Annotated in this window: 28 protein-coding genes; 11 read left to right on the forward strand and 17 right to left on the reverse strand. The window is 66.4% G+C overall.

All coding sequences use genetic code 11. From position 1 onward, the window contains the following. Positions 1-103: 103 nt before the first annotated feature. Together ACZ52D_RS04975 and phbB are read left to right on the forward strand one after the other, a co-directional pair. Positions 104-1,279, forward strand: a complete 1,176-nt coding sequence (locus ACZ52D_RS04975) for an acetyl-CoA C-acetyltransferase (RefSeq protein WP_222456314.1) — start codon at positions 104-106, stop codon at positions 1,277-1,279. A gap of 202 nt (positions 1,280-1,481) precedes the next feature. Continuing rightward, on the forward strand, positions 1,482-2,204 hold the full coding sequence (gene phbB, locus ACZ52D_RS04980; RefSeq protein WP_222456315.1) for an acetoacetyl-CoA reductase: 723 nt from the start codon (positions 1,482-1,484) through the stop codon (positions 2,202-2,204). A gap of 113 nt (positions 2,205-2,317) precedes the next feature. Here phbB and ACZ52D_RS04985 read toward each other — a convergent pair whose 3' ends face one another. Continuing rightward, positions 2,318-2,467, reverse strand: a complete 150-nt coding sequence (locus tag ACZ52D_RS04985; protein ID WP_369928493.1) for a hypothetical protein — start codon at positions 2,465-2,467, stop codon at positions 2,318-2,320. Positions 2,468-2,581: 114 nt separating this feature from the next. Between ACZ52D_RS04985 and ACZ52D_RS04990 the strand changes: the two genes are divergently transcribed. After that, positions 2,582-3,529 carry a transcriptional regulator GcvA gene (locus tag ACZ52D_RS04990; RefSeq protein ID WP_222456317.1) on the forward strand — a complete coding sequence of 316 codons (948 nt, stop codon included), beginning with the start codon at positions 2,582-2,584 and terminating at the stop codon, positions 3,527-3,529. Continuing rightward, positions 3,526-4,389, forward strand: a complete 864-nt coding sequence (gene yddG, locus ACZ52D_RS04995) for an aromatic amino acid exporter YddG (RefSeq protein WP_464442752.1) — start codon at positions 3,526-3,528, stop codon at positions 4,387-4,389. The genes ACZ52D_RS04990 and yddG overlap by 4 nt, the downstream gene beginning before the upstream one ends. A 125-nt stretch (positions 4,390-4,514) precedes the next feature. Here yddG and ACZ52D_RS05000 read toward each other — a convergent pair whose 3' ends face one another. From ACZ52D_RS05000 to ACZ52D_RS05010, 3 genes are all read right to left on the reverse strand, one after another. After that, complete coding sequence (locus tag ACZ52D_RS05000; RefSeq protein WP_222456319.1) at positions 4,515-4,688, reverse strand: YdcH family protein; 174 nt, start codon at positions 4,686-4,688, stop codon at positions 4,515-4,517. Between the two features lie 248 nt (positions 4,689-4,936). After that, positions 4,937-5,701: a tRNA1(Val) (adenine(37)-N6)-methyltransferase gene (locus tag ACZ52D_RS05005; RefSeq protein WP_464442753.1), complete on the reverse strand. Its 765-nt coding sequence runs from the start codon at positions 5,699-5,701 to the stop codon at positions 4,937-4,939. Then, positions 5,698-5,913 carry a putative signal transducing protein gene (locus ACZ52D_RS05010; RefSeq protein WP_222456321.1) on the reverse strand — a complete coding sequence of 72 codons (216 nt, stop codon included), beginning with the start codon at positions 5,911-5,913 and terminating at the stop codon, positions 5,698-5,700. Before ACZ52D_RS05010 ends, ACZ52D_RS05005 begins: the two co-directional genes overlap by 4 nt. Positions 5,914-5,970: 57 nt before the next feature. Here ACZ52D_RS05010 and ACZ52D_RS05015 point away from each other — a divergent pair, with 57 nt between their 5' ends. Continuing rightward, positions 5,971-6,969, forward strand: a complete 999-nt coding sequence (locus ACZ52D_RS05015; protein ID WP_464442754.1) for a polyprenyl synthetase family protein — start codon at positions 5,971-5,973, stop codon at positions 6,967-6,969. A gap of 179 nt (positions 6,970-7,148) precedes the next feature. On the opposite strand, the gene ACZ52D_RS05020 is transcribed toward ACZ52D_RS05015, so the two are convergent. The 4 genes from ACZ52D_RS05020 to soxR all read right to left on the reverse strand — a co-directional run bounded on the left by ACZ52D_RS05020 (position 7,149) and on the right by soxR (position 12,103). Beyond that, on the reverse strand, positions 7,149-7,970 hold the full coding sequence (locus tag ACZ52D_RS05020; protein WP_464442755.1) for a 4-(cytidine 5'-diphospho)-2-C-methyl-D-erythritol kinase: 822 nt from the start codon (positions 7,968-7,970) through the stop codon (positions 7,149-7,151). Continuing rightward, the gene (locus ACZ52D_RS05025) at positions 7,960-9,681 is read right to left on the reverse strand and encodes a tetratricopeptide repeat protein (RefSeq protein WP_464442756.1); all 1,722 of its coding nucleotides are present in this window, start codon (positions 9,679-9,681) and stop codon (positions 7,960-7,962) included. Before ACZ52D_RS05025 ends, ACZ52D_RS05020 begins: the two co-directional genes overlap by 11 nt. Before the next feature lie 135 nt (positions 9,682-9,816). Then, positions 9,817-11,463, reverse strand: a complete 1,647-nt coding sequence (locus ACZ52D_RS05030; protein WP_369928480.1) for an electron transfer flavoprotein-ubiquinone oxidoreductase — start codon at positions 11,461-11,463, stop codon at positions 9,817-9,819. A 172-nt stretch (positions 11,464-11,635) separates the two neighbouring features. Beyond that, positions 11,636-12,103 (reverse strand): redox-sensitive transcriptional activator SoxR, encoded by a 468-nt coding sequence (soxR, locus tag ACZ52D_RS05035; protein ID WP_222456325.1) that lies wholly within the window; start codon positions 12,101-12,103, stop codon positions 11,636-11,638. 97 nt (positions 12,104-12,200) lie between these two features. Here soxR and ACZ52D_RS05040 point away from each other — a divergent pair, with 97 nt between their 5' ends. From ACZ52D_RS05040 to ACZ52D_RS05050, 3 genes are all read left to right on the forward strand, one after another. Next, a complete protein-coding gene (locus ACZ52D_RS05040; protein WP_464442757.1) occupies positions 12,201-12,581 on the forward strand; it encodes a VOC family protein in 381 nt (126 codons plus the stop codon). Between the two features lie 245 nt (positions 12,582-12,826). After that, positions 12,827-13,297 carry a transcription elongation factor GreA gene (gene greA, locus ACZ52D_RS05045; RefSeq protein WP_464442758.1) on the forward strand — a complete coding sequence of 157 codons (471 nt, stop codon included), beginning with the start codon at positions 12,827-12,829 and terminating at the stop codon, positions 13,295-13,297. Positions 13,298-13,318: 21 nt separating this feature from the next. Continuing rightward, positions 13,319-14,368 (forward strand): hypothetical protein, encoded by a 1,050-nt coding sequence (locus ACZ52D_RS05050; RefSeq protein WP_464442759.1) that lies wholly within the window; start codon positions 13,319-13,321, stop codon positions 14,366-14,368. 172 nt (positions 14,369-14,540) lie between these two features. Here ACZ52D_RS05050 and ACZ52D_RS05055 read toward each other — a convergent pair whose 3' ends face one another. From ACZ52D_RS05055 to ACZ52D_RS05070, 4 genes are all read right to left on the reverse strand, one after another. After that, positions 14,541-15,797 (reverse strand): molybdenum cofactor synthesis domain-containing protein, encoded by a 1,257-nt coding sequence (locus ACZ52D_RS05055; RefSeq protein ID WP_464442760.1) that lies wholly within the window; start codon positions 15,795-15,797, stop codon positions 14,541-14,543. A 68-nt stretch (positions 15,798-15,865) separates the two neighbouring features. After that, the gene (mobB, locus tag ACZ52D_RS05060) at positions 15,866-16,357 is read right to left on the reverse strand and encodes a molybdopterin-guanine dinucleotide biosynthesis protein B (protein ID WP_464442761.1); all 492 of its coding nucleotides are present in this window, start codon (positions 16,355-16,357) and stop codon (positions 15,866-15,868) included. Beyond that, complete coding sequence (mobA, locus tag ACZ52D_RS05065; RefSeq protein ID WP_464442762.1) at positions 16,354-16,992, reverse strand: molybdenum cofactor guanylyltransferase MobA; 639 nt, start codon at positions 16,990-16,992, stop codon at positions 16,354-16,356. The genes mobB and mobA overlap by 4 nt, the downstream gene beginning before the upstream one ends. A 136-nt stretch (positions 16,993-17,128) precedes the next feature. Beyond that, positions 17,129-18,001, reverse strand: a complete 873-nt coding sequence (locus ACZ52D_RS05070; RefSeq protein ID WP_417475685.1) for a formate dehydrogenase accessory sulfurtransferase FdhD — start codon at positions 17,999-18,001, stop codon at positions 17,129-17,131. Between the two features lie 64 nt (positions 18,002-18,065). Here ACZ52D_RS05070 and ACZ52D_RS05075 point away from each other — a divergent pair, with 64 nt between their 5' ends. Beyond that, positions 18,066-18,794 carry an AzlC family ABC transporter permease gene (locus tag ACZ52D_RS05075; protein ID WP_464442763.1) on the forward strand — a complete coding sequence of 243 codons (729 nt, stop codon included), beginning with the start codon at positions 18,066-18,068 and terminating at the stop codon, positions 18,792-18,794. Continuing rightward, on the forward strand, positions 18,791-19,120 hold the full coding sequence (locus ACZ52D_RS05080) for an AzlD domain-containing protein (protein WP_222456334.1): 330 nt from the start codon (positions 18,791-18,793) through the stop codon (positions 19,118-19,120). Before ACZ52D_RS05075 ends, ACZ52D_RS05080 begins: the two co-directional genes overlap by 4 nt. A 24-nt stretch (positions 19,121-19,144) precedes the next feature. Here ACZ52D_RS05080 and ACZ52D_RS05085 read toward each other — a convergent pair whose 3' ends face one another. The 5 genes from ACZ52D_RS05085 to ACZ52D_RS05105 form a co-directional block, all read right to left on the reverse strand. After that, the gene (locus ACZ52D_RS05085; RefSeq protein ID WP_417475647.1) at positions 19,145-19,765 is read right to left on the reverse strand and encodes a hypothetical protein; all 621 of its coding nucleotides are present in this window, start codon (positions 19,763-19,765) and stop codon (positions 19,145-19,147) included. 24 nt (positions 19,766-19,789) lie between these two features. Continuing rightward, a complete protein-coding gene (locus ACZ52D_RS05090; RefSeq protein ID WP_222456336.1) occupies positions 19,790-19,924 on the reverse strand; it encodes an aa3-type cytochrome c oxidase subunit IV in 135 nt (44 codons plus the stop codon). A gap of 207 nt (positions 19,925-20,131) precedes the next feature. After that, complete coding sequence (locus ACZ52D_RS05095; RefSeq protein WP_222456337.1) at positions 20,132-20,584, reverse strand: DUF6173 family protein; 453 nt, start codon at positions 20,582-20,584, stop codon at positions 20,132-20,134. A gap of 35 nt (positions 20,585-20,619) precedes the next feature. After that, positions 20,620-21,666 (reverse strand): MBL fold metallo-hydrolase, encoded by a 1,047-nt coding sequence (locus tag ACZ52D_RS05100; protein ID WP_464442764.1) that lies wholly within the window; start codon positions 21,664-21,666, stop codon positions 20,620-20,622. 5 nt (positions 21,667-21,671) lie between these two features. After that, positions 21,672-23,375: an acyl-CoA dehydrogenase gene (locus tag ACZ52D_RS05105; RefSeq protein ID WP_464442765.1), complete on the reverse strand. Its 1,704-nt coding sequence runs from the start codon at positions 23,373-23,375 to the stop codon at positions 21,672-21,674. 141 nt (positions 23,376-23,516) lie between these two features. Between ACZ52D_RS05105 and ACZ52D_RS05110 the strand changes: the two genes are divergently transcribed. Continuing rightward, the gene (locus tag ACZ52D_RS05110) at positions 23,517-24,479 is read left to right on the forward strand and encodes an L-threonylcarbamoyladenylate synthase (RefSeq protein ID WP_222456340.1); all 963 of its coding nucleotides are present in this window, start codon (positions 23,517-23,519) and stop codon (positions 24,477-24,479) included. Positions 24,480-24,618: the final 139 nt, after the last annotated feature.

Here is a 24,618-nt window from a genome sequence, read left to right on the forward strand (position 1 = left end):
GGTTCCTGGAGGAGACGAAAAGACTGTTGCGCACATGACCGTGAACGCCCGGCGCAGCTCCCCCCTCCCTGAGACCTGAATTGATGGCTGAGGATCAAAACCAATGACCAATGTTGTAATCGCATCTGCCGCGCGCACCGCTGTCGGCTCCTTCGGCGGCGCATTCGCCAACACCCCCGCCCACGACCTGGGGGCCGCGGTACTGGAAGCCGTGGTAGAGCGCGCCGGCGTCGACAAATCCGAGGTGTCGGAAACCATCCTGGGCCAGGTGCTGACCGCCGCACAGGGCCAGAACCCGGCGCGCCAGGCGCATATCAACGCCGGTCTCCCCAAGGAAAGTGCCGCCTGGGGCATCAACCAGGTCTGCGGCTCGGGCCTGCGCGCCGTGGCGCTGGGGGCCCAGCACATCCAGCTGGGTGATGCCTCCATCGTCGCCGCCGGCGGCCAGGAAAACATGACCCTGTCGCCCCATGCCGCGCATCTGCGTGCCGGTCACAAGATGGGCGACATGAAATACATCGACACCATGATCCGCGATGGTCTGTGGGACGCCTTTAACGGCTATCACATGGGCCAGACCGCCGAAAACGTGGCCGAGCAGTGGCAGATCTCCCGCGACATGCAGGATGAATTCGCCGTGGCCTCGCAGAACAAGGCGGAAGCGGCGCAGAAGGCCGGCAAGTTCGCCGATGAGATCACCCCCTTCACCGTCAAGCACCGCAAGGGCGACATCGTGGTCGACCAGGACGAATACATCCGTCACGGCGCCACCCTCGAAGCGATGCAGAAGCTGCGCCCCGCCTTCACCAAGGACGGCAGCGTCACCGCGGCCAATGCCTCGGGCCTGAACGACGGCGCCGCCGCCACCCTGCTGATGAGCGCCGACGAAGCCGAGCGCCGCGGCATCGAGCCGCTGGCCCGCATCGCCTCCTATGCCACCGCGGGTCTCGACCCGTCGATCATGGGTGTCGGTCCGGTCTATGCCTCGCGCAAGGCGCTGGAGAAGGCCGGCTGGTCGGTGGACGACCTCGACCTCGTCGAAGCCAACGAAGCCTTTGCCGCCCAGGCCTGCGCGGTGAACAAGGACATGGGCTGGGATCCGGCGATCGTGAACGTGAACGGCGGCGCCATCGCCATCGGCCACCCGATCGGCGCGTCCGGCTGCCGGGTGCTGAACACGCTCTTGTTCGAAATGAAGCGCCGCGGCGCCAAGAAGGGTCTGGCCACCCTGTGCATCGGCGGCGGCATGGGCGTCGCCATGTGCGTGGAGCGCCCGTAAGTGGCGCGTTTTTGCTGATACGCGGGGCGCCCCTTTGGGGCGCCCTTTTTCTTTTACATTCGCACGTTATCTGAGTCGGAAGGCCCGAGGGTGCGACAATTTTATGCGGCAGTGCAGAATTTCCTCCGCGAAATATTGTTGCTAGATTGGACCTGAGTTTACAATAAGATTACCACTCGAAGACTAACTGGAGGACTTTTGAATGGCACGAACTGCACTCGTCACCGGCGGCTCCCGCGGCATCGGCGCAGCTATTTCCGAGGCGCTGAAGGCGCAAGGCTGCACCGTTGCAGCCACCTATGCCGGCAATGACGAAGCCGCGGCGAAATTCACCGAAGAAACCGGCATCAAGACCTACAAGTGGAATGTCGGCAGCTACGAGGAAAGCGCGGCAGGCATCGCCAAGGTCGAGGAAGAGCTTGGCCCGATCGACATCGTGGTGGCCAATGCCGGCATCACCCGCGACGCGCCATTCCACAAGATGACCCCGCAGCAGTGGCAGGAGGTGATCGACACCAACCTGACCGGCGTGTTCAACACCGTTCACCCGGTCTGGCCCGGCATGCGCGAACGCAAGTTCGGCCGCGTCATCGTGATCTCCTCGATCAACGGTCAGAAGGGGCAGTTTGCCCAAGTGAACTATGCCGCGACCAAGGCCGGTGACCTCGGCATCGTCAAATCGCTGGCCCAGGAAGGCGCCCGCGCGGGCATCACCGCCAACGCCGTCTGCCCCGGCTACATCGCGACCGAGATGGTCATGGCCGTACCGGAGAAGGTGCGCGAATCGATCATCAGCCAGATCCCGGCCGGGCGCCTGGGCGAACCGGAAGAGATCGCCCGCTGCGTGGCCTTCCTGGCCTCCGACGACTCGGGCTTTATCAACGGCTCGACGATCTCCGCCAACGGCGCCCAGTTCTTCGTCTGAACCGCGCCAAGGCTCGAAACGGCAAGGGCCGGTCCCGAAGGACCGGCCCTTTTCCTATCCCGTAAGAACCCTGCGCGCTCAGGCTCAGCGGGAAATTCTGTTGCGACGGGCGCTCAGGCCCAGCGCGAAACTCTGGGGCGAAGACCCGGCTGGGTGCATTTCGACACCAGCCAGCGCAGAGCCTGTTTCAGCACCGCCCCACGGGCCGCATGGGCACGGGTCATGGCGGTTTTGACGGCGGCATTGGCGGAGTATTCAAGCATCTCGGGCCTCCTTGGTTCGGATCAGTATCCTTGGATGTGTTGAATATGCGCGCGCCGAGAGAAACTGACAAACGAGACTTCTCCGCGCTTCGGTTAAGTATTACTTATGTGAACATGTCTGATCGCCTGCCCCCGCTGACCGCCCTGCGCGCCTTTGAGGCCGCCGCCCGTCACATGTCCTTTGCCAAGGCGGCAGAGGAGCTGCACGTCACCCCTGCGGCCTTGTCCTTCCAGGTGAAATCGCTCGAAGAACACCTGGGGGAGCCGTTGTTTCACCGGCTGAACCGCGCCGTGGAGCTGACCGAGGCGGGCAAGACGCTGGCCCCCGGCACCCGCGACGGCTTCGAACGGCTGAGTGCCGCCTGGCGCGCCACCCGCAGGCTGCAGGACAACACCACGCTGACGGTGACAGCCGGGCCTGCGCTCACCTCGAAATGGCTGGCACCGCGTCTCTATGAGTTCGCGCGAAGCCACCCGGAAATCGACCTTCGGTTCTCGGCCACGCTGCGGCAAATGGATTTTGCCCGCGACGAGGTCGATGTGGCGATCCGCTTTGGCTACGGCCCGGACGAGGGCGTCTGGGCGATGCCGCTGCGCAAGGATTGGCTGACGCCTGTGATGACGCCGGAAATGGCCGAGCGCTACCCCACCCCCGAAAGCCTGACAAAAGCACCGCTGCTGTTTGACGAGTCGCTGAACTTCCTGGATCCGCCGTGCGACTGGCCGGTGTGGTTCCGCTCGCAGGGGATCGATTTCACCCCTACCCACGGCGCCTGGTTTTCCCAGGCCGACCATGCCATCGACGCCGCTCTTGCCGGGGTCGGCGTGGCGCTGGGGCGGCGGCCGATCATCGTGACCGACCTGCACGCAGGCCGACTGGTGGCGCCCTTCAAGACCGCGATCGAAACCGACGCGCATTTCCGCTTCCTCTGCGCCAGCGGCACGGAGAACCGGCCGCAGATCGCCGCCTTTCGCGACTGGTTTGTTGCGGAGATCGAAAAAACCTCTTACATATCAGACGCTTTCGAGATCATCCCCGCAAAGGACCTGCCCCCACCATGACCCGTACCCGCGCGACCGCCATTGGCTTCATCGCTGTTCTCCTGTGGTCGCTGCTGGCGTTGCTGACCGTGGGCTCGGCCCCGACCCCGCCGCTGCTGCTGAACGCGCTGTGCTTCACCATCGGGGGCACCCTTGGGCTGGTCTGGACCGCTGCCAGCGGCAAGCTGGGCCAGCTGCGGCATGTGCCGGTGCGGGTCTATGTCTTCGGAACGCTGGGGTTGTTCGGCTATCACGCCTTGTATTTCTCGGCTCTGCGGCTGGCTCCCGCGGCCGAGGCCGGGCTGATTGCCTATCTCTGGCCGCTGCTGATCGTGCTGTTTTCCGGCCTGTTGCCGGGGGAACGCCTGAAGGCCGGGCATCTCATCGGTGCGGTGCTCGGCTTTGCCGGTGCGGCGACGATCATCTCGGGCGGCGGGGCCGGGTTCCAGGCGCAGTATCTGCCGGGCTACGGGCTGGCGCTGTTGTGCGCGCTGACCTGGTCGGGCTACTCGGTGCTGTCGCGGCGTCTGGGCGGCGCGCCGACCAGTTCGGTGGCGGTGTTCTGCCTCGCGACCGCCCTGGCGTCGTGGGGGCTGCATTTCGCACTGGAAGAGACGGTCTGGCCTGCGGGCACGCTCGGCTGGGTCTCGACCCTGCTGCTGGGACTGGGACCGGTGGGGCTGGCCTTCTATGTCTGGGACATCGGCGTGAAGCAGGGGGATATCCAGATGCTGGGCACCAGTTCCTACGCCGCGCCGCTGTTGTCGACGCTGGTGCTGGTGCTGGCAGGCGTCGCCACCGCGAGCTGGGGCCTGGCGGTCGCTGCGGCACTGATCACCGCGGGGGCGCTGATTGCCGCCCGTGCCAGCGCCGCGCGCTGACACCTCCCGGCAACGCCAGCTGCTAAACCTCCGGCCCAATCAAGAGGCCCACAAAACAAGGAAGGGTCGCCGTATCCGGGCGACCCTTCTCGTCTACATGCCGGGCGCGAGGCCCGGCCGGAACCTCAGACGGCCTCTGCCGTCAGGCGCTCAATCTCTTCCTTCAGCTTGAGCTTTTGTTTCTTCATTGTCGCGATTTGCAGACCGTCGGTACTCGGCGATCGTTGGGCCTGTTCCACTTCCATGCTCAGATGCTCGTGCTTCTTCTTAAGTTCGGTCAGGTGCGAGCTGAGGCTCATGGCACTCCTCCTTCGTTGAGCTAGATGTGTTCGGACAAGAAGAGTGGAGCACAAGTTTGCGCGTCTGTCACGCCGCAGCCGCAGCATTTTTGTCATGAAATATTCATATCGGCCGAGTGCCGCCCATCCGGCGCCAATTGCCCGCAAATTCCGGCTGCACACCGCATTCACCCCCACCGCAGAGGTTGAAACCGCATCGCCGGATCCCTATCTGGGCACGGCTGCCAAAAGGCGAGGCAGCCCGCGGTTCAGGGCCAGGGCAAGGCCGCCCCGTCCCGCAGCACCGCGCGAATTTGGGGGCTGTAGCTGTCTCCGTCGCGCTCATGTCGCGCGCCTTCGTGCAGAATCAGCGGCGCATGCAGACGGAAATCTGCGCGCCCGCCCTTGCGGGCCCGCAGGATCACCAGCTCCGCCGCGCGGTTTTGCCGCGGCGCCAGCGGCAGCACCTCGACCGAGCCCAGACAGTCCGCGCAGGCCGTGAGCATGTCCGGCAGCCGATCGGCCCGCTGGATCATGTGCAGGTAGCCCCGGTGCACCAGCCGCCGGGCCGCGGTGCGGATCCACGCGGCCAACGGGGTGCGCTCGCCCAGCGCCACCTGCCGCCCGGCATCGCGGGCCGGGCTGTGGGCGCCCGGCTTGTAATAGGGCGGGTTGGCGATGACATGGGTGAACTGACGCTGCTTCAGCGGCTCGGGCAGCGCCGAAAGATCCGCCTCGAAGACCTCCATCGGCTGGGCGTTGGCGGCGGCGTTGCGCCGGGCGAGATCGGCGTAGGACGGTTGCAGTTCCACGCCGGTCAGCGACAACTGCGGCACCCGTGCGCCCAGACACAGCAGGGCCTGGCCCGCGCCACAGCCCAGCTCCAGCACCGCATCCTTCGGCCGCGCCGGAACGCTGGCCGCAAGCAGCACCGGGTCCACCCCGGCGCGGTAACCCGCCAGCGGTTGCCACAGCTGCACCCGGCCGCCCAGAAACCCGTTGCGGCTCAGCTCGTTGTCGGCAAAACCCGTCATCTGCCCAGGGGAATGTCGTTGTCGCGCATCACCACCAGCGCCGCGTCGTAATCATCCGCACGCACCATCAGGCGGCGGGGGAAAATGCCGATGCCACCTTCCAGGATGCTCATATTTACGTCCATTTGAAAGCAGTCTATATCCTCACCCTCAAGAAGGGCGGAGGCAAAGGCCATGATCGTCGGATCGGTGCTGCGCAAAAGCTCTTTCATGGAACAGGATCTAAGGGCAAGGCGCCTGCCTTGTCGAGCCTCGCAGGCGGGAATGTGATGGACCAAGTGATGACCAAGAAGCCGCATGAGATGCTGGCCGCCACGCTGAGCCAGGAACTGGAGGCGGTGAACGCGCTGATCCGCGACCGGATGGCTTCACGTCATGCGCCGCGCATCCCCGAGGTCACCGCGCATCTGGTCGAGGCCGGCGGCAAGCGGCTGCGGCCAATGCTGACGCTGGCGGCAGCGCGGCTGTGCGGCTACGAAGGCGAGCATCACCTGAAGCTGGCGGCGACGGTGGAGTTCATCCACACCGCCACGCTGCTGCATGACGACGTGGTGGACGAGAGCGGCCAGCGCCGCGGGCGGCCCACCGCGAACCTGCTGTGGGACAACAAAAGCTCCGTGCTGGTCGGCGACTACCTGTTTGCCCGCAGCTTCCAGCTGATGGTCGAGACCGAGAGCCTGCGGGTGCTGGACATCCTTGCCAATGCCTCGGCCACCATAGCCGAGGGCGAGGTGCTGCAGATGACCGCCGCCTCGAACCTGAAGACGGACGAGGATGTCTATCTGCAGGTGGTGCGCGGCAAGACCGCGGCGCTGTTCTCGGCCGCGACCGAGGTGGGCGGCATCATTGCCGGCGCGCCGGAGGACCAGGTGCAGGCGCTGTTTGATTATGGTGATGCGCTCGGGATTGCCTTCCAGATCGCCGATGATCTGCTGGATTACCAGGGCGACACCAAGACGACCGGCAAGAACGTCGGCGATGATTTCCGCGAGCGCAAGCTGACGCTGCCGGTGATCAAGGCGGTGGCGCAGGCGACGGAGGAGGAGCGCGCCTTCTGGACGCGCACCATCGAGAAGGGCAAGCAGCAGGACGGCGACCTGGAGCAGGCGCTGGCGCTGATGGCGAAATACGGCACGCTGGAGGCGACGCGGCAGGATGCGCTGGCCTGGGCAGCCAAGGCACGCGCGGCACTGCAGGCGCTGCCCGATCACGCGATCCGCGGCATGCTGAGCGATCTGGCCGACTACGTGGTGGCACGGCTGCACTGACGGGGTTTTGAGGGGCGCTGCCCCTCGCGCCGCTGGCGCTCACCCCGGAGTATTTTTGCAAAGGTGAATGGCCGGACGATAACGCGCCGTGCGTCAGCGCGGCGCGCGGCCCAACGGCGGACAAGCATCCGTGATGCGCCGTGCCGCGGGCGGGAGCCTTCGGTCCGCGGAGGGGCGGGTCAGGTCAGGGTGACCGCGCTGCACCACCAGTCGGGATGCTCCGCGCCGATCTCATAAGCCGCCATATGGGCGGCCTTTTTTGTCGGATACAGTGCAAAGCAGGTGGCGCCGGAGCCGGACATGCGCGCGAGCAGCGCCTGCCGGGAGTTGCGCAGGTCGGAGAGGGTGCGGTCGATCTCCGGGACAAGTCGGCGCGCCGGGGCCTCCAGGTCATTGCGCTGTTCCTGCAGCCAGGCGGCGCAGTCCTCGGTGCCGGTGAAGGCGGGGAGCGCCTCGGGCATCGGCGGGTTTTCCCGCATCTCCAGCCCGTTGAAGACGGCACCGGTGGGCACATGCACGCCCGGATTGACCAGCAGCGCATGGAGCGGCGGCAGGTCGGTCGGGGTGACGCCTTCGCCGATGCCCTGCATCCGGGCAGCGCGGGCGGCCATGCAGACCGGCACATCGGCACCCAGCGACAGCGGCAGCTCTGCGGGGATCTCTGCGCCCTGCCCGGCGACGGCCTTCAACAGCGCCGCGGCATCAGACGACCCACCGCCGATGCCCGCCCCATGCGGCAGTTGCTTGTCGAGGTGAATGCGTCCGCGCCAGCCCGCGCCCGCGGCCGCGCGCCACACAAGGTTGCGCGCATCCGTGGGCACGCCCCTGGCGAACAGGCCGGAGACCTCAAGCGCCAGCTCCGGTCCCGGCTCCAGCCGCAGCCGGTCACCGACATCGGCAAAGACCACCAGCGAATCCAGCAGGTGATAGCCGTCATCGCGGCGGCCGGTCACATGCAGGGTCAGGTTGATCTTGGCCGGGGCAAAGACCTCAACCGCCATTGGCGACCTTCAGAGGTTGGGCCCCCTCCTCAACCAGCAGCGCATCGAGACCGATTTGCAGCTTGCGACGGATGCGGTCCGGATCGGCCTCGCCATCCGTGTCGGCGGGGTCGATGAAGGACAGGGCCCGCTTCCACTGAAACTCCGCCTCGCGGGCGCGGCCCACCGCCCAGTAAACGTCCCCCAGATGGTCATTGACCACGGGGTCCACCGGCATCAGCTCGACCGCGCGCTCCATATGCGCGACCGCCTCTTCGAAGCGGCCGAGGCGGAACAGCACCCAGCCCAGCGAGTCGACGATGTAGCCACTGTCCGGCCGCGCGGCGACGGCGCGTTCGATCATGTCCAGCGCCTCATCCAGCTTGATCTGCTTTTCCACCAGCGAATAGCCGAGATAGTTCAGCACCTGTGGCCGGTCCGGCTCCAGCTCGAGCGAGGCGCGGAAGTCGGCCTCGGCCTGCTCCCACTGATCCAGCCGTTCATGGCAGATGCCACGGGCATAAAGCAGGAACCAGCGGCTGTCGGACTCTTCGGGGAGATGTTCAAGCGCGGTGTCATAGGCGTCGATGGCCCCCGCGTAGTCTTCCTGCTGGCGCAACAGGTCGCCAAGGCTGATGTAGACGCTGGCCTGATCGGGGAAGGCGCGGCTCAGCTGGGCCAGCACCTCGGCGGCGGCCTCGGGTTTCGCCGCGCGGCGCAGCGCCTCGGCGCGCCCCATTTCGGCCGCGTGGTAGTCCGGGTGGCCACTGGGCACCTGCCGGTACGTGGCGACGGACAGTTCATAGCGCCCCATCTGGTCCAGCAAGCTGGCGCTGAGCAGAAGCGCGTCCACGTGGTCGGGTCGCATCGCGGCCGCGATGCGGGCGTACATCAGCACGTAGTCGTTGGCGGTATCGCCATTCAACGCCGCCCCCAGCGTAAAGAACACCTCGGCAATGCCATCGCGCGGCGTCGGAGCAATGGTGAAGGCCAGGGTTTCACCGGCCTGCAACTGCGCCTCCAGCGCCGCCAGCCCCGGGTCGAGCCGATCGGAGAAAGCCGCGTGCAGCGCCTCGCGGGCCTCGTCATTGCGGCCCAGCTGCGACAGGATCTGCACCCGCGCAATTGCCGCCCGGCGGCTGAGCCCGCCCAGGCGTCCCTCGTCCGCGGCAAACAGCGCATTGGCGCCGCCGTAGTCACCCGCAGAGGCCAGCGCCAGCGCCCGGTGATAGAGCACGAAGGGCCTGAGGCTGTCGTCCTCGGCCAGCTCATCGAACGTCTTCAACGCGTTGGATACCGACCCCACGCCGACATGCGCCCAGGCTTCGAGCAAGCCGTCGACAAGCGGGTGGATCGCCTCCAACTCGGGGTCGCGGGCCAGGATGGCCTCGAAATTTTCGTTGAGGGCATGGCTGCCAGCGATCACCACATTGCCGACCTGGCTGCGCGCACCGGCCTGCAGCAGCCGCTTGGCCACCGGCACCGCGGCGTCAATCCGGCCCATGGCGAGCTGGGCAAAGACGACGTTTTCCATCAGCAGCGGGTTCTGGGGATCGCGGGCCAGCGCCTGCGTGTAATAGAGCGCAGCCGCGGCAAAATCATTTTCGTATTTGGCGGCGCGACCGGCCAGGTAGGAACCGGCCAGCCCGCTGGCCTGCAGGGCAGGCGGAAAGACGGCGCAGACGGCGAGAAGAGCCGCCCCGGTCAGGCTGCGGTAGATGGATACGGGCACGCGGGACCCCCTTTGAGATTTACTGCTCTGGCGTTACCCCGAAAGCGTAGTCCGCTGCCCGCGAACACGCAATGGGGCGGCCCGAAGGCCGCCCCGAATTTCCGGCAAAACCACGCCGAATGCGTAAAATACGCGTTACATGTTGGGGTAATTCGGCCCGTCCCCGCCCTGCGGCGTGGTCCAGGTGATGTTCTGGCTGGGATCCTTGATGTCGCAGGTCTTGCAGTGGACACAGTTCTGGAAGTTGATGACGAACTCCGGCTGGCCGTCCTTTTCGACCACTTCGTAGACACCGGCCGGGCAGTAGCGCTGCGCCGGCTCCGCGAATTTCGGCAGGTTCACCTTGATCGGGGTGTCCTGGTTGCCGAGCCGCAGGTGGCAGGGCTGGCTTTCCTCGTGGTTGGTCATCGAGAAGCTGACGTTGGTCAAGCGGTCGAAGGACAACACGCCATCGGGCTTGGGATAGTCGATCGGCTGGTGCTTGGAGGCTTCCTCGGTCGCTTCGGCGTCGTTCTTGCCGTGGCCGAGCGTGCCGAAGAAGGAGAAGCCAAAGGTGTTGGTCCACATGTCCAGACCGCCCAGCATCAAGGACGCGGTGAGACCCCACTTGGACCACATCGGCTTCACGTTGCGGACCTTCTTCAGGTCTTCGCCGATGGCGCCGTTGCGGACCTCGGCCTCGTAGGCGGCCAGTTCGTCGCCCGAGCGTTCTGCCTTGATCGCCTCATAAGCGGCTTCCGCCGCCGCCTTGCCGGACAGCATCGCGTTGTGGTTGCCCTTGATGCGCGGCACGTTGACCATGCCCGCGGCACAGCCCAACAGCGCCACGCCCGGCGCGACCAGTTTCGGCATCGACTGCCAGCCGCCCTCGGTGATCGCCCGGGCACCATAAGCCACGCGCTTGCCGCCCTTCAGCAGGTCAGCCACCACCGGGTGGTGCTTGAAGCGCTGGAATTCCATGTAGGGGAACAGGTGCGGGTTCTTGTAGTTCAGGTGCACCACGAAGCCGACATAGACCTGGTTGTTGTCCAGGTGGTAGATGAACGAGCCGCCGCCCGCGTTCTTACCAAGCGGCCAGCCCATGGTGTGGGTCACGGTGCCTTCCTTGTGCTTGGCCGGGTCGATCTCCCAGATCTCCTTCATGCCGATGCCGTATTTCTGCGGCTCCTTGCCGTCCGACAGGCCATATTTGGCAATCACTTCCTTGGACAGCGAACCGCGCACGCCCTCGCCGAGGAAGACGTATTTGCCGTGCAGCTCCATGCCGGGTTCATAGGCCGGACCGGGGGTGCCGTCGGGGTTCTTGCCGAACTCGCCCGCGATCACGCCCTTTACCTCGCCATTGTCGCCATAGACCAGTTCGGAGCAGGCCATGCCGGGGAAGATCTCGACCCCAAGCGCCTCGGCCTGTTCGGCCATCCAGCGGCAGACGTTGCCCATCGACACGATGTAGTTGCCGTGGTTGTTCATCAGCGGCGGCATCGGGAAGTTGGGGATGCGGACCTGCCCCGCCTCGCCCAGCATCAGGAAGTTGTCTTCCTTGACCGGCACGTTCAGCGGCGCGCCTTTTTCCTTCCAGTCGGGGATCAGCGCATCCAGGCCGCAGGGGTCCAGAACCGCGCCCGACAGGATATGCGCGCCCACTTCCGACCCTTTTTCCAGCACCACCACTTCGAGGTCGGAATCCAGCTGTTTCAAGCGGATGGCAGCAGACAAGCCGGCGGGACCGGCCCCGACGATCACCACGTCGTATTCCATCGCTTCGCGTTCAATCTCGGCCATTTGCGGCGCTCCTTGGCTTTGTCTTCGCTACCGGCTCCACCACGAGAGGTAGGTGGGCGCAATTTTCTTTCGCGGTTGCTTAGCTGGTGGCAGGCCGCCGGGTCAATCCAAACACCGCGTCACGGGTTGTAAAACAGGCAACTGAGACAAAAAGTGCGTCCAAATTCGCCATTCAAGGATCATTTTCCGTCTCGGGGCTGTCTCCCATCAGATATCTTGGCCCCTTGCCCTTTGCCGCGGCGCGGTCGTCAGGGTTGTAGAGCTTGCAGGAAGACAGCGACAGGCAACCGCAGCCGATGCAGCCGTCCAGATTGTCGCGCAGTTTCACGAGAGTTTCGATTCGCTGGTCCAGCAGGTCGCGGAAGTTTTCCGAGATCTCGGCCCAGTCCTGCTTGGTCGGGGTGCGCCCGTTCGGCAGGCCGCGCAGGAAGCCGCGGATCTGCGGCAGTGAAAACCCGAACTGCTGCGCGATCATCACAAAGCTGAGCCGCCGGATGTCGGCGCGGTGAAAGCGGCGCTGGCCGCCCGCGTTGCGCCAGGGCTCCACCAGCCCCTGCGCCTCGTAATAGCGAATGGCCGAGACGGCGAGGCCGGTGCGCTCGGCCAGGTAACCGATGGAAATGCCTGCGGACGGGGGCATCGGACCTCCTGAAGAAAATGCTTGAGCTAAAGTTAGGTTTAGAAATTACGGTGACTCGCATCAACCGTTTTTTAAATCCAAACACAGGAGATTTCCGATGAGCGCAGTTCTGGAACACGCCAATGTCACCGTCGCCGACCCCCATGGCACCGCCGCCTGGATGCAGAAAGTCTTTGGCTGGCACATTCGCTGGGAGGGCGCGGCCAAGAACGGCGGCTACAGCGTGCACGTCGGTGAGTCCAACAGCTACCTGGCGCTCTACGCGCCCCCCTCAGCTGCGGGCAAGGCGCCCGAAAGCTATGGCATCATCGGCGGGCTGAACCATCTGGCGGTGATCGTGCCGGACCTCGACGCCACCGAGGACGCGGTCAAGGGCGCGGGCTTCACCCCGATCAACCACGGCGACTACGAACCCGGGCGCCGGTTCTATTTCCACGATGAAAACGGCATTGAATTCGAGGCGGTGCAATATGATTGATCTGATGTGGCAAGCGGCGCTGCGCGGCGGCGGCGCAGGCGGCATTATTCCGCGCAAAGCTGTGGAAAACCCGCGTAAAATCCCCCGTTTGCGGCAATAAGCGCCCGCAAGCGGCCCGCGCCCACTTGAAATCGGGCGCGGGATTGGGTCAGGTATCTGTCAACCGGATCGGACGCCCCGCGGCTTATGCTGCGGGGCTCCGGTTTTCCACCTGACAAGAACACTAAGCGACCTGGACCAATCTCATGGAAAAGATCCCGATGACCCCCACGGGTCACGCCGCGCTGGAAAGCGAACTGAAGACTCTCAAGTCGGTCGAACGTCCGGCCATCATCCAGGCCATCGCCGAAGCACGCGAGCTGGGTGACCTGTCGGAAAACGCCGAATACCACTCGGCCCGCGAAAAGCAGTCCTTCATCGAAGGCCGCATCAAGGAGCTGGAAGGCCTGCTGTCGCTGGCTGACGTGATCGACCCGGCCAAGCTGTCCGGCTCAGTCAAGTTCGGCGCCAAGGTGACCGTGGTCGACGAGGACAGCGACGAGGAAAAGTGCTGGCAGATCGTCGGCGAGCACGAAGCCAACATCGAGGCGGGCCTGCTGAACATCAAATCCCCCATCGCCCGCGCCCTGATCGGCAAGGAAGAGGGGGACAGCGTCGAGGTGCGCACGCCCGGTGGCGAGCGGTCCTATGAAATCCTCAAGATCGTCTATTCCTGATCCGCAAACACGGCAGCCCAGATGACAGGCCCCAGCAGCACAGGCCCCAACAGCAGTTCCGGCAGCGGCAGCGCCTTCAGCAGCGGTCGCCCGCTGCCGCGGCTTGACGGCCCTCCCGGCAACGGTCTGGGCGGTGCCGAGCTGGTCGCGATCGGGTTGGGGGCCTTGTGGCTGGTGGCGGCGGCGGGGCTGTACCTGTTTGCGCCGCAGGACAGCGGACTGGACGAATGGGGCGACCGCATCGTCGCCATCCTGGCGCTGGTACTGCCGCTCGCGATGCTGTGGGTGGCGGCCTCGGCCGCGCGGTCGGCCCGCGTCGTGCGCGAGGAATGCGAGCAGCTGCAAGCCGCCATTGACGGTCTGCGCCAGACCTATCTGACCCAGGCACAGCAGCAGGCCGCGGTGGCCGAACCCTCGGTGGCCAAGCGGCTGGAAGAAATCGCCGAAGCGACCCGCAAGACCGAAACCGCCCTGGCCACGTTCCACACCAGCCGCCGCAACCAGCCGACCCGGCCCGCGATTCCCGCCGCGGCTGCCGAGATGACGGCCGCCGAGCAGGGGTCCCTGGCGCTGGACACCCCCGCCGAGGAAGCGGCGCCGCCGCTGGCGGCGGACCAGTTCATCCGCGCGCTGAACTTTCCCGAAACCGCCGAGGACACCGAGGGCTTTGCCGCCCTGCGCGCAGCACTGAAGGACCGCAAGACGGCGCAGGTGATCCAGGCGGCGCAGGATGTCCTGACCCTGCTGAGCCAGGACGGCATCTACATGGATGATCTGCGCCCCGACATGGCGCGCCCCGAGGTCTGGCGCCAGTTCGCCCAGGGCGCCCGTGGCCGGGCGGTAGCGGCGCTTGGCGGCGTGCGCGATCGCAGCTCGCTGGCGCTGACGGCCGCGCGGATGAAGCAGGATCCGATTTTCCGCGACGCCGCGCATCACTTCCTGCGGCGGTTCGACCAGATGTTTGCCGACTTCGAGGCCGAGGCTACCGACAGCGATATCTCGGCCCTTGCCAATACCCGCACCGCGCGCGCCTTCATGCTGCTGGGCCGGGTGGCCGGCACCTTCGACTGAGCCACACCCGATCACGGCCAGTTCGCCCCTGTTGCCCGCACGGGCGCGGCTGTCGACAACGAATGTATGGCTTCAGAACCATGAGGCCTGCCCGCCGCGCCCAGGCGCGGCGCCCGGCCCAACGGCGGGCAAGCATCTGCGATGCGCCGGCCCGCGGGCGGGAGCCCCACCGTTACATCGCGAAACTGCCATAGGGGATGAAGCGCACCGGATCGCCCGGTTTCACATGCACGGCACCGTCCGGCAGCTCGACCAGCCCCTCGGCCCAGCTGAGGCCGCTGATGCGGCCGGAGCCTTCGGAGGCGAAGACCTCCGCGCGGCCATCGCGCATCCGGGCACGCAGGTATTCGCGGCGGCCCGGTTTCTTGCGTTTCTCGAACCCGGCCGGCACGTCAAAGCCCTGCGGGCGCTGCCAGCCCGCCCCCGCCATCAGCCCCATCGCCGGGCGCGCAAAGATCAGCGTGCAGACCAGCGCCGCCACAGGGTTACCCGGCAGGCCGAAGACCGGCGTGCCCTGCCACATCCCCAGCGCCAGCGGGCGGCCCGGTTTCAGCGCGATACGCCATTCCTGCATTGCACCGGCCTCGCGCAGCAGTGCGGAGACATGGTCCTCATCCCCGGCTGAGGCCCCGCCGGAGGTCAGGATCACATCGGCGCGCGCCGCTGCATCGTCCAGCCGGGCGCGCAAATCGCCGCGATCGTCTGCGGCCCGCCCCAGATCCAGTGCCTGAAATCCCATCTGCCGGAGCAAGGCCAGCAACATCGGCCGGTTGGCGTCATAGATCTGGCCCGGCCCCGCGGGCATCCCCGCCTCGACCAGCTCGTCCCCGGTGGAAAGCACACCGACACGCAAGGGCTGGCGCACCGGCAGCTCTGCCAGCCCCGTGGCGGCGGCCAGTGCCAGATCGGCGGGGGTAATCACCCGGCCCGCGGTCAGGATCACCGCGCCTGCCTGCACGTCCTCGCCCGCGCGGCGGGTGTTGGCGCCCTGCTTCAGCGGCCCGTTGAAGGCGATCTGGCGACCATCCGTGTTCACGTCCTCCTCGAGGATCACGGTATCGACCCCATCGGGCAGCGCCGCGCCGGTCAGCACCCGGATCGCCTGCCCTGCAGGCACCGCGCCGTCAAAGGGCACGCCTGCTGCCGCCCGCCCCTCAACCAGCGGCAGCACATGCGCGCCCGCGGGTCGTCCGCCCGCAAATCCGTAGCCGTCCACCGCGGTGTTCGGCTGCGGCGGGTTGGCGCGCCGGGCTGCCACATCCTGCGCCAGCACCCGACCCAATGCGGCCTCCAGCGGCACGGTCTCAGCCTCCGTGACCGGCGTCAGCCGCGTGCGCAGCAGCTCCAGCGCGTCATCCACCGGCGTCCAGTCGACCCCTGCGGGCAGGGCAAAACAATCGTTGCTGAGGGGGGGCGGGGTCAGGGTCATCTCGGGCAGCCTCAAAGGGTTGGAGCCATCACAGCCTGGAAGTCACAGGCCAGTTTCACAGGCCGATTTCACAGGCCGATATCGGCCAGCAGGAAATCGGCAATGGCCACGGTATCATCCAGATCGAACACCGGCCGGTCGAGGTCCAGCGGCACATCGCTGGCAACCGCGCGAATGCTGTCATCCCCCGGCGCGATCAGTTCGGTCCCGGCCGCCTGGCGGTGGGCTTCGATCTTGGGGTGGGCTTCGCGTTTGTAGCCCTCGACCAGCACCAGATCGACCGGGGAGAGCCGCGCCAGCAAGTCCGCCAGCGGCGGCTCCGGCTGGCCGCGCAGTTCCTGCATGAGGGCGATGCGGGCAGGGCTGGCCAGCACCACCTCTGCCGCGCCGGCCATGCGGTGGCGGTGGCTGTCGGTGCCGGGCCGGTCGACATCGGCACCGTGATGGGCGTGTTTGATGGTAGAGACCGTCAGCCCGCGGGCGGTGATCTCGGCCACCAGCCGTTCCATCAGACCGGTCTTGCCGTTGTTCTTCCAGCCAGTGACGCCGTAGATCTTCATGCCAGCAGCGCCTCGGCCCTGGCCAGATCCTCGGGCGTGTTGATGTTGAAGAACGGGTCGAAAGGCTCCGCCTCGAACAGTGCCTCGCGGCCCTGGTACCGGTCGGTCCAGAGCACCACCTTGCGCAGACCGTCCTGCAGTGCCGCGCGCAGGTCGTCGCGCAGGGCAACGGGCCAGAGGCCGAAGGCCGGGTGGCGGTTCACACGCTTGCCGCCGCCGGATTTCAGCGCCTCGTCGCCGCTGCGCGGGGTGGTGGCGAGCACCAGCGGATGCGCCATCCCTGCCCCGGCTTCGGTCAGCCGGGCCACCAGGTCGGTGGGAAAGAACGGCGTGTCGGCGGCGGCGGTGACGATGCTGTCTGCCCCCTGCTCTGCCGCCCAGTCGAGACCTGCCAGCACGCCCGCCAGCGGCCCGGCGAAGCCCTCGATCGAGTCGGCAATGACCGGCAGACCAAGGTCGGCAAACCGCGCAGCGTCACCATTGGCGTTGAGCGCGAGGCCCGCGACCTGTGGTGACAGGCGGTCAATGACGCGGGAGATCAGGCTTTGGCCGCCGACCTGCAGGCGACCCTTGTCGCCACCTCCCATCCGGGTGGCGAGGCCGCCTGCGAGGATTACGCCGAGGGGTTGGGTCATCTTTTGAGGTCTCCAGCTTTTGAGAAGCCGCCCGACCGGTAGGCCGGGCAGCGCCCGTCCCGCCCCCCACGGCGCGGGCGCTTCACGCCCTCCCCGTCGGGCCGAGCGCTGCCCTCGTCTCTATGTGACCGAACAGTCATTCCGCACTCTTCCGACGGTGCTTCTTTTCCTCCACCGGCGCGTCCTTGGGGTCCATGTCGCGGACCAGCCGCTCTTCGCCGGAAAGGCAGATGAACCGCTGGCCACGCATCCGGCCGATCAGGGTGAGGCCGACCTCGCGCGCGATCTCGACACCCCAGGCCGTGAAGCCGGAGCGCGATGCCAGCACCGGGATGCCCATCATCGCGGTCTTGATCACCATTTCCGAGGTCAGCCTGCCGGTGGTGTAGAGGATCTTGTCCGCGGGATCGGCGCCTTCGGACAGCATCCAGCCGGCGATCTTGTCCACCGCGTTGTGGCGGCCGACGTCCTCCATATAGACCAGCGGGCGGTCCTGATGGCACAGCACGGTGCCGTGGATCGCCCCTGCCTCGAGGTACAACGAGGGGGTGCGGTTGATCTTGTGCGCCAGCGCGTAAAGCCAGGAGGTGCGGATCTCGGCTTCGGGCAGGCGCACGTCCTCCAGCCCCTCCATCATGTCGCCGAAGACGGTGCCGACCGCGCAGCCGGAGGTGCGGGTCTTCTTCTTCAGCTTTTCCTCGTGGCTGGTTTCAACGGCGGTGCGCACCACCACGGTTTCCAGATCCTCGTCATAGTCGACGCGGGTGACCTCATCGCCGTCGCGCAGCATCCGCTGATTGCGCAGAAACCCCAGCGCCAGGTATTCCGGGTAGTCGCCGATGGTCATGGCGGTGACGATTTCCTGCGAGTTCAGGAAGATGGTCAGCGGGCGCTCCTCGACCACGGCGATCTCGAGGGCGTCGCCGTTCTGATCGGTGCCAGTGACAGCGCGGGTCAGCCGGGGGTTCGAGACCCCGGGGGCGATCAGATATTCTGACGTGATATCCATGCTCACCAATTGCATTCCTCCTGCGTCCGGCGTAGGCCGGATGCAGGCAATCTAGGACGCACAGATGGCAAGCTCCACCACCAAATCTGCCTTTTGGCAAGGCTTTCGCGACAGCGCGCCGTTTCTCTTCATGGCCTCGCCCTTCGGTTTCCTGTTCGGCGTGCTCGCCGCCGAGGCCGGGTTGATCGTGCCGGAAGCCTTTGCGTTTTCGCTGGCAGTCTTTGCCGGCGCCGCCCAGTTTACCGCGTTGCAGCTGATGCAGGAGAATGCGCCGCTGCTGATCGTGCTGGTGTCGGCGTTGGCGGTGAACCTGCGGATGGCGATGTATTCCGCCTCGCTGACGCCCTACCTTGGCGATGCGCCCATGTGGCAGCGAGCGCTGGCGGCCTATTTCGTGGTCGATCAGTCCTATGCGCTGTCGATCGTGAAATTCGAAAACGAGCCGCGGATGACCACCGGGCAGCGCATGGCCTATTTCCTGGGCACCAATGGCATCGTCACCCCGGCCTGGGTGATTGCGACCGTGGCTGGTGTCATGGCGGGCAGCCGCATCCCCGAGAGCTGGGGCGTGGATTTCGTACTGCCGCTGGCGTTCCTGACGATGATCGGGCCGATGCTGCGCACCCCGGCGCATATCGTAGCCTGCCTGGTGGCGGTCGCGACATCCCTGCCCGCGGCGATGCTGCCCTACAACCTGGGTCTGATCGTTGCAGGGATCGCGGGCATGATTGCCGGGGCGCAGGCCGAATTGTGGCTGGAGCGGCAGAAATCGAAGGCGGAGACCGTGAAATGAGCAGCATCCCCACCCCGGTCCTTTGGACCGTCATCGCCGGACTGGCGCTTGGCAGCTATGCGCTGCGCTTCGTGTTTCTGGGTTTCATGGGGGGACGCCCGATTGCGCCCTGGCTGATGCGGCATCTTCGCTATACCGCGGTTGCGGTGCTGCCCGCGCTGGTGGCGCCGCTGGTGGTCTGGCCTGCCCCGACCGACGGCACACCGAGCCTGATCCATTTCGCGGCCGCAGCCGCGACCTTCACGGTCGGCTATGTGACCCGCAACGTTCTGTACGCGCTGGCTGCGGGCGGCGTGTCATTGCTGTTGCTGTATCTCGCCGCATGACGCGCTGCGCGCCGGGCCGCCCCATCAGTTGACGGTGGCAGCCAACTCGGCGTTGCTGCGGGCGATCCCGTCCTTGAGATCGGCGCTGTCGTCTTCGTAATAGCGGGTGGTGCGCACGCCCGGCAAAGTGGCAAACTGCTCCGCCAGTTTTTCCGGGTAGAAGGTGCGTTCAACGGATTCGAACCCCGGGATCTGCTGCAGGATCGCCGCCGTGGCCTGGGCACAGAAGGCGCCCGGCACCCGACCATTGGTAACCGCCAGCTGATAGGCCTGCTGGGCCTGCTCCGGCGTGACCTCAACCTCCTGAACCATCACGTGGAAGGTGCTGCGCGCGTGCGACCCGCGGTAGGCCTTTTCCACCGCCGGGGTAATCCCGTAGAGCACGTCGTTCCGCTCCGGCACCACCGGGGCGTAGAAAGAGCCCGCAGGGTCGAAGATCACCCGCTCGGAGGCGTTGATCATCAACGAGGTGTGACCGCCCCGGCCGGTGCGGTTGTTGATCATCGTATAAAGAGTGAGCTTGGGCGGGCCGGGGTGGCGATAGGCCACCTGCGCCAGCGTTGCGGCGTCCGCATTGGGTTGCTGCGGCGCAGCGCAACCCGCGAGCGCCAGCAGCGCCGCGCCAAGACACAGCAGTTTGCGCATCGGCACCGTCCTTCGATCAGGAGATCAGGTTGCGAAGATCGCCAGGAACAGCGCGAAGAAGACCAGCGCGATGCAGGAGCGGGTGATGAAAGTCAAAAACCCTGCATAGACCTTTTCCTGAGTGGTGATGTCCATGGAGCCGTGCTGATGTTCAGCCATGTGCGTATCCCTCAAAATTCGCGTGCGTTTTGCCGCTGATTACTGGATTTGGCCCGGGCTGTCACCACGTCATTCCGGCGCAGCTGCCACAAATCGCCACCCCGGCACGAGCTGACAGGGGCCAGTGGGCCACAATTGCCACCGAACAGCGTCGAGCTGGCCGTTACGGCCAGCCCTGCCGCCGCGTTGGCGCGAATCGGACGCGCCTCAGACCGCGTCCAGATCGGACGCCAGCCGGAAGCCGATCCGGTTTGCCGGTTCCGCCTGCCGCAGCTTGGGCACCGCGCGCAGCATGACGTTGAGCTGGCTGACATGCTGCACCAGCTGGGTCTTGGTGCCGTTGGCCTCGCTGCCGTAGAAGGTGATGATGTCGGGATCGAAATAGCCGATGCCCTCGATCCGCAGCACGCCGGCGTCACCACCGGCAAAGCCCATGGCGACTTCGTGTTCGCTGTCCAGCTGCTTCTCGAAGTTCTGGATGTAGAGGATCAGCCGTTCATACGCCCAGCGCGACGCGCTTTTGGTGGCATCCGGCTGCTGCAGGCGTTCCGGTACCTTGGTCAGCCCGGCGCAGGCCTCGGGATCGGCGTGGACCTCGTGCACGCAGGGCAGGATCGCGGCCTCGGCCGCCTCGGCGCTGGTTGAAATTTCGTTGTCCATGCTTCCCCCCGATGGTGATGTCGCCCGAAGGTGCGTTACCCCCGGTTCTGGTAGAGCCAGGCGCCGTCCTCGCGTTTCCAGCGGGCCACCTGACCAATGTGGTACAGGTGATTTACATGGGCCACCGACTCGACCAGTGCAAGGCCGTATTCCCCTTCGCCAATCGTGCGCTTGAACAGAACGGAGAAGCAGTCCGCGGCAGTGCGGGGCTGGTTCAGATGCTCGCGCAGCCGTTCCAGCGCGCCGTGGTGGTTGCCGATCAGCTGCTGCATCCGGAGCGGCAGGCGCGAGAACGGCAGCTTGTGCCCGCCCAGCGCCAGGTGCTCGGGGCGCGCCAGCGGTGCCAGCCGCTCGCAGGCCTCCAGCCACTCGCCCAGCGGATCGGCCATCGGCTCGGTGGCATAGACGCCGATGTTGGGGCTGATGGTCGACAGGATCTGGTCGCCGGTCAGCACCAGGTTGTCGTCGCGGCTCCAGAACGTGGCATGTTCAGGCGCGTGGCCGTTGCCGATATGCACGTCCCAGTCGCGACCGCCCATGCGGATCACGTCATCCTGCCGGATGCGGGTAAAGCCCAGCGGCATGGGATGCACGGTGTCGGCGAAATTGAAGGGGCGCTCAGCCGCGCGCTTGTCGTAGAACGCGCGGTCCATGCCCGCACTGCGATAGAAGGCGAGTGTTTCCTCCGGCCAGGCTTCCTGCACATCCAGCGTCAGCATGCGGGCAAACAGCCAGGCAGTGCGGGTGGTGACCAGCTCGGCCCCGTGCGCGCGCTGGAACCAGCCCGCGAGGCCGATGTGATCGGGATGGTGATGGGTCACCACCACCCGGCGCACCGGCTTGCCGCCCAGCGGGCCGGCCATGAGCCGTTCCCAGATCGCGCGGCTGCGGCGGCTGTTCATGCCGGTATCAATCACCGTCCAACCGTCGCCGTCATCGAGCGCATAGACGTTGACGTGATCGAGCTTCATCGGCAGCGGCAGGCGCATCCACAGCACGCCTTCGGCCACCTCGATCGCCTCCCCCTCGGCCGGAGGGTCCTGCCAGGGGGTGCGCGGGGCGACGTCGGGAACGCTGGTCATCGGGCTTACCCTGCCAGCTCGTCCAGGCTGAGAGCGAAGGCCCCTTCCGCCCCTGCCTGTGCGTGGGCCAGCAGGCCAGCGTGTTCGGGCAGTATCCGGTTGATGTAGAAGCGCGCCAGTTTCTCGCGCGCGCCGCCCGGATCGGCCATCGCGGCGGCGAGGTGGTAGTGACCGCCCAGAACCCGGGCAAAGGCCTTGAGGAACGGCACCGCACCGGCAAACCGGTCCTGCAGGTCTTGCTGGGCCACCAGCCATTCGGTGGCTTCGCGCAGGGATTCGCAGGCCTGCCAGACAGCTTCGGCCATGTTGGGATGGCTGGCGCGGGCGCGTTCGGCCTGCTCTTCGATTTCCTCGATCAGGGCAAAGGCCGCCTCGCCCCCGTCCATCATCTTGCGCGCGACGAGGTCCATTGCCTGGATGCCGTTGGTGCCTTCGTAGATCGCCGTCACCCGCACATCACGGTAGAACTGCGCGGCGCCGGTTTCCTCGATGAAGCCCATGCCGCCGTGCACCTGCACCCCGGTTTCCGCCACCCGGATGCCGGTGTCGGTGCCAAAGGCCTTGGCGATCGGCGTGAGGAAAGCGGCCCGCGCGGCCCAGCCCGCGTCCCCGGTGGCCGTCTGCATGTCGATGGCCTGCGCACAGGCCAGCAGGATGGCCCGCGCCGTGAACAGATCCGCCTTCATCTCCATCAACATGCGGCGCACATCGGCGTGGTCGGCAATGACGCCGCTGGCGGATTTGCCCTGCTTGCGCTCCAGCGCATAGGCCAGCGCCTGCTGGTAGGCCCCTTCGCCCGCACCAACGCCCTGGCCGCCAACACCGAGACGCGCGTTGTTCATCATGGTGAACATCGCCGCCATGCCGCCATGCTCCTTGCCGACCAGCCAGCCGGCGGCGCCGTCATATTGCATGACGCAGGTGGGCGAGCCGTGCAGGCCCATCTTGTGCTCCAGGCTGACCACCTTCAGATCGTTGGCCTTGCCCGGATTGCCGTCGGCGTCGGGCAGGTATTTCGGCACCAGGAACAGCGAGATGCCCTTGGTCCCCGGCACGCCGTCGGGCAGCCGCGCCAGCACCAGGTGGCAAACGTTCTCGCAGAAATCATTGTCACCCCAGGAGATGAAGATCTTCTGCCCCGTCACCGCGTAGGTGCCATCGCCATTCGCCACCGCCTTGGAGCTGAGCGCGCCAACGTCGGAACCGGCCTGCGGCTCGGTCAGGTTCATGGTGCCCGACCATTCGCCCGAAATCAGCTTGGGCAGGTACAGTTCCTTCAGCGCATCCGAGGCGTGGTGCTCCAGCGCCTCGATCTGGCCCTGGCTCATCAGCGGAGCGAGCTGCAACGACAGGCAGGCCCCCGCCATCATCTCGTTCACCGCGGTCGCCAGGGTCAGCGGCAGCCCCATGCCGCCATGTTCCTCTGGCGCGCTGATACCGATCCAGCCCCCTTCGGCAATCGCCTTGTAGCCCTCGGCAAAACCGGGAGAGGTCCGCAGCACCCCGTTTTCCAGGCGGGCCGGCGTCAGATCCCCGTCGCGCTGCAACGGAGCCATCACGCCGTCACACATCTTGCCGGCCTCGGTCAGAATGGCGCTGACGACATCCGCAGTTGCATCGGCAAAGCGGTCGGTCGCGGCGATCCGGTCGTAGCCGGCAACATGTTTCAGCAGAAATTCATACTCGGCAACGGGGGAACGGAAGGTCATGGCGCATCCTTTGGTGGTCTGGACGGGTCGTTTGCATCGGGCGGTCTTGGCATCCCCGAGCCGGCCCATTAAGGTCTGGGGCTTGATCGATTACCTACCCGCCCCCCCGTTTCAAGCAACCAAAACGCCGCGTCACACGCAATGCCCCAGTTGAGCACCGAAATTCTTGCCGCCGACGGCCCCGGCTTCGCCCGCGCAACCGAGCTGCTGCGCCAGGGCGCGCTGGTCGCCTTCCCCACCGAAACGGTCTATGGGCTCGGCGCGGATGCGCGGCAGGGGCAGGCCGTGGCCGCGATCTATGAGGCCAAGGGGCGGCCCAGCTTCAACCCGCTGATCGCCCATGTGCATTCCGCCGAGGCCGCGCGGCGCTACGTGCAGTGGAATGACGCTGCGGAACGGCTGGCGCAGGCCTTCTGGCCGGGACCGCTGACATTGGTTCTGCCGCTGCGCGACGGGCACGGGATTTCTCCGCTGGTGACGGCAGGTCTGGAAACGCTGGGGCTGCGCGTGCCCGCGCATCCGGCTGGTCAGGCCCTGTTGCAGGCACTGGACGGGCCGGTTGCGGCGCCTTCGGCCAATCCCTCCGGCCGGATCAGCCCGACCACCGCGGCGCATGTTGCCGGAGGGCTGGGCGGCCGCATCGCCGCCATCCTCGATGACGGTGCCTGCGGCGTCGGGCTGGAATCCACCATCATCGGCCTCGCCGGGCCAGAGCCGATGCTGTTGCGGCCCGGCGGGCTGGCGGCGGAGGAGATCGAAGCGGTGCTGGGCCGGAAACTGGTGATGCGCAACGTGCACGACCCGCTGACCGCGCCGGGCCAGCTGCTGTCGCATTACGCCCCCGGCGCCTCGGTGCGCCTGAACGCCAGCACCGCTGCCCCGGGCGAGCTGTTTCTGGGCTTCGGCCCCATGGGCAATGCGCAGACCTGCGACCTCAACCTGTCGGAAACCGGTGATCTAGCCGAGGCCGCGGCCAACCTGTTCGGCCATCTGCACCGGCTGGATGCGCTGGGACAGCCCATCGCGGTGGCACCGATCCCGGATCACGGACTGGGCGCGGCCATCAACGACCGCCTGCGCCGTGCCGCCGCACCACGAGACTGAATAAACGGCGCGCAGGCGCGACTGGATCCCGGTAGCCGCGTTCATTGGCGGTGGCCACAGACCAGGACAACAGGCGAAACCGCCGCCTGCCCGGCCTCAAATCACACGGCCCCTCTCGGTCTGGGACGGGAGCGCCGTG

The organism is Leisingera sp. S2M4 (assembly GCF_055398055.1).